The 3,981-nt window shown below is 77.2% G+C and carries 4 protein-coding genes; 1 reads left to right on the top strand and 3 read right to left on the bottom strand.

Annotated features, from left to right (window positions below):
• From tilS to dacB, 3 genes are all read right to left on the bottom strand, one after another.
• Positions 1-653 (bottom strand): tRNA lysidine(34) synthetase TilS (gene tilS, locus ACFUVW_RS20040; protein ID WP_430573054.1); only part of this gene is annotated, 653 nt, incomplete at its 3' end.
• 15 nt (positions 654-668) lie between these two features.
• Positions 669-1,766 (bottom strand): zinc-dependent metalloprotease, encoded by a 1,098-nt coding sequence (locus ACFUVW_RS20035; RefSeq protein ID WP_430573053.1) that lies wholly within the window; start codon positions 1,764-1,766, stop codon positions 669-671.
• Between the two features lie 38 nt (positions 1,767-1,804).
• Positions 1,805-3,217 carry a D-alanyl-D-alanine carboxypeptidase/D-alanyl-D-alanine-endopeptidase gene (gene dacB, locus ACFUVW_RS20030; protein WP_430573052.1) on the bottom strand — a complete coding sequence of 471 codons (1,413 nt, stop codon included), beginning with the start codon at positions 3,215-3,217 and terminating at the stop codon, positions 1,805-1,807.
• Between the two features lie 238 nt (positions 3,218-3,455).
• On the opposite strand from dacB, the gene ACFUVW_RS20025 reads away from it, so the two are divergent.
• Positions 3,456-3,956, top strand: a complete 501-nt coding sequence (locus ACFUVW_RS20025) for an inorganic diphosphatase (protein WP_430573051.1) — start codon at positions 3,456-3,458, stop codon at positions 3,954-3,956.
• Positions 3,957-3,981 lie beyond the last annotated feature (25 nt).

Raw genomic sequence — 3,981 nt, 5'->3', positions numbered from 1 at the left:
GACGCCGCCTCGCCCGCGCCGCCGTCCGGCAGCAGGTTGGTGGGGTCGGTCCAGAAGTCGGCGCCGACGGCGGCGCACACCGCCTCGGTCTGCGCGCGCCGCAGGCCGAGGAACGGCCGGCGGTAGCGGCCGCGGCGCCGCGGCATCCCCGCCAGCGACCGCGCCCCGCTCCCCCGCGCCAGGCCGAGCAGCACGGACTCCGCCTGGTCGTCGAGCGTGTGGCCGAGCAGGACGGCGACGGCCCCGGTCTCCTCCGCCACGGCGTCGAGCGCGGCGTACCGCGCGGTGCGCGCGGCGCCCTCCGGGCCCGTCGACCCGGGGCCGGCGTCGACCCGCACGCCGCGCACGAGCACGGGGTCCAGGCCGAGGTCGCGGCACCGCGCGGCCGCCGTGGCCGCCACGGCGGCGGAGCCCGGCTGCATCCCGTGGTCCACGACGACCGCCCCGACCCGGACCGCGAACCCCGCCGAGCGCACCGACCGGCCCACGCGCGGCGCCTCGAGCGCGGCGGCGGCGGCGAGCGCGAGGCTGTCCGCGCCGCCGGAGCAGGCGACGAGCACCAGGCCGCCGGGGCCCAGGCCGCCGTCGCGCGCAAGATCGCCCAGCTCGGCCCGCACGGCCGCGCGGGCCGCCGCGAGCGCCGGGTCGGCCATGCCCACCGGTGGCCCTCAGCCGTGCACGCGGCGCACCCAGGCGCGCGGGTCGGCGATCTCGCGGGCGGAGGGCAGGTGCCCGGGCTCGGACCAGACGGCGTTGAGCCCACCGCGGCCGACCCGCTCCTCGACGGCCCGCACGAACGCGGCGCCGTCGCGGTACTGCGCGAGCTTGGCGTCCATGCCGAGCACGCGGCGCAGCACGACGTCGAGCGCCGGCGCGCCCTCGCCGTCGCGCCGCTTCTCGAACCGGGCGCGGATGGTGCGTACCGAGCGCACGACGCGCGGCCCGACGGCGTCCATCATCACGTCGGCGTGCCCCTCGAGCAGGGCCATGACGGCGGTGATCTCCTCGAGCTCGCGGCGCTGCTCGGGGCCGAGGATGCCGTCGAGCGGGGTCACGAGCTCGCCGCGCACGGCGCGCAGCACGGTGCGCCCCACCACGGCGACCTTCTCCCGCAGCGGGGCACGCGCCATCGCGACCGAGCTGCGGGTGACGCCGCTCATCAGGTCGCCGACGCGACCCACGAGGTGGTCGGCCAGCCAGGGCGCGGCGGCGAACTGGAGGGCGTGCGTCTGCTCGTGCAGGCAGACCCACAGGCGGAAGTCGCGGGGGCGGAGCCCGAGCGCGCGCTCGACCTGCAGCACGTTGGGGGCCACCAGCAGCAGCCGGCCGTCCCCGGGCGCGTGGCCCGCCCCGTAGGGGTCGAACTGCCCGAGCACCCGCCCCGACAGCAGCGCGAGCAGGCCGCCGACCTCCGCCGCCCCGGCCAGCCGGGCCGCCGACGACGCGGCGGGCATCTCCTCGGCCAGCCCCGCCAGCACCGGGTCGGTCACGGCCCGCATCGACTGGGCGTTGGCGCGGGCCCAGCCCGCCCGGTCCACCACGTGCACGTCGCCGAGCACCCCCGCCGGGCGGGGCGTCACCGGCGTCATGCCCGTGACCTCCAGCACGTGCCCCACGGCGTCCCCGGCCGCGGCGCGCAGCCCGGCGACGAGGGCGTCCAGGTCGTCGCGGGGGGCCGTGGCGCCCGGGCGCGCGAGCCGCGCGGCGATCTGCGCCGCCGCCGGCCAGTCCAGCAGGGGCTCGGCGGCGGGGGCTGGCGTGGTCACGGGACCACGGTAACCATCGCCGGGCGCGCCGTCGGCACCTACCGGCAGCCGCAGTCCGCGAGGCGGCCCGCGAAGCTGTCGAAGATCACCCGCGCACCGGCGGAGCCGCCCTCGGGCACCTTGTCCGCGAGCGTGACGAACACGAGGAGCCGGTCGTCGGCCGTGACGACGGTGCCGGCCAGGCCGGTGACCCTCGGCAGGCTGCCCGTCTTGCCGTTGACGTAGCCGCGGCCGGGGTTCGACCTCGGGTAGCGGTCGTGCAGGGTCCCGTTCAGGCCCGCGACGGCGAGGCCGTCGGCGACGTCGCGCAGCTCGGGGTGTGCCGGGTCGACGGCGAGGGTCAGCACCTCGGCGAGCTGGCGCGGCGTCGCCCTCGACCCGCGGCCCAGCCCGGACAGGTCCACGAGGGTGGCGCGGTCCATGTCGACGCCGAGCTCCTCGACCTGCGCGGTCACGGCCTGGATCGCGGCCGCACCGGTGCCGGGCTCGCCCGCGTCGAGCGCGACGATCCGGCCCAGGACCTCCGTGATGGCGTTGTCCGAGCGGCGCAGCATGTCGCCGACGACGTCGCGCAGCGGCGCCGACTCGACCCGGCCGACCTCGCGCCCCGACGACGGCGCCTCCTCGCGGGAGACCCCGCCGCGCACGGTGACGCCGCGCTGCTCGAGCGCTCTCGCGAACGTGCGGGCGGCCGCCATCGCCGGGTCCTTCTGCCGGGGGGCGTACTCCTCGTCCGTGGTGCGCGCGACGTCCACGGCGAGCGCGGCGACCGGGGCGGTGTAGCCGTCTCGGACGTCCGCGGCGGGCACGTCGGCGGGCACGGCCGGGCCGGAGAACAGGCTGTCGTCGACGCCGAGGGTCACCGTGTCCTGACCGGCGTCCCGGACCTCCTCGGCCACCTGGTCCGCGAGGTCGCCGAGGCCCGCGCGCCCGTTCACCGCGTCGGGGTCGCCGGCGCCGGCCGCGAGCATCATGTCGCCGCCGCCCACCAGCACGAGGTGCGTCTCGTCGTCGAGCACCACCGTCGTGGGGAGCGTCGTGTCGCCGCCCGGGCCGGCGAGCGCGGCCACGGCGGTGAAGAGCTTCTGCGTGGAGGCGGGGATCATCGTCCGGTCCGGGGCGGCCGCGCCGAGCGTCTCGCCGGACGCCGTGTCGACGACGAACGCGCCGACCCGCTTGCCCAGGCGGTCGTCCTCGGTCAGCCCGGTGACGAGCCGGCCCACGGCGGCCGTGGCGGGCTCGGGCGCGTCGGAGGGCAGGTCGGGCAGCGCACGCTCGGGCGGGGGGCCGGTGGTGGCGCCGGGCGCCGTCGGGAAGGGGGCCGCCGGGGCGGGCGGCGGCGCCGTGGTGAGCATGCCCGGGACGACGTCGAGGGCGTCCGCCACGAGATAGCCGCCGAAGAGCACGACCACTGTCGTCGCGGTGGCGCCGACGCTGGCCCGCCACCCCATCTCGTCCTCCCGCGCCCGTGAGCCGCCCGTGAGCTGTCAGTGAGCATCGTCACAGCCTGGATCCCGTGGCGCGCCCCGTGCGTATCTTCCCACGTCCGTCCGCGGTTCGACGCCGCCGCACCGCTCCGGGCGGGCCTGCTCGCGCATGGCACACTTTGACAGGGCGTCCGCACCGAGCATGCCCGCACCGAGCATGTCCGAAGCATCTCCCCGAGCACGTCCCGAGCATGGAGGAACAGTGGAGTTCGACGTCACGATCGAGATCCCGAAGGGCCAGCGGAACAAGTACGAGGTCGACCACGAGACCGGTCGCATCCGCCTCGACCGCATGCTCTTCACCTCGACCCGCTACCCGGACGACTACGGGTTCATCGAGGGCACCCTCGGCGAGGACGGCGACCCGCTGGACGCGCTCGTGCTGCTGGAGGAGCCCACCTTCCCCGGCTGCCTGATCCGCTGCCGCGCCCTCGGCATGTTCCGCATGCGCGACGAGGCCGGCGGCGACGACAAGGTGCTCTGCGTCCCCATGGGCGACCAGCGCGCCGCGTGGCGCCAGGACATCGACGACGTCTCCGACTTCCACCGCCTGGAGATCCAGCACTTCTTCGAGGTCTACAAGGACCTCGAGCCCGGCAAGTCCGTCGAGGGCGCCCACTGGGTGGGGCGCGCCGACGCCGAGGCCGAGATCGAGCGCTCGTTCCAGCGCGCCAAGGACACCGGCTACTACGACGGCCACTGACGCGCCCCGCGCGCAGCACGACGAC

Source organism: Isoptericola sp. NPDC057391, assembly GCF_042668085.1.
In the GTDB taxonomy this organism is placed as follows: Bacteria; Actinomycetota; Actinomycetes; order Actinomycetales; family Cellulomonadaceae; genus Isoptericola.
The sequence above is the reverse complement of the archived record's forward strand: the minus strand, read 5'-3'. Positions and strand labels throughout refer to the sequence as shown.

Coding starts and splice junctions, on each gene's coding strand:
- dacB (WP_430573052.1), bottom strand. CDS start 3,217: ATGGGGTGGCGGGCCAGCGTCGGCGCCACCGCGACGACAGTGGTCGTG.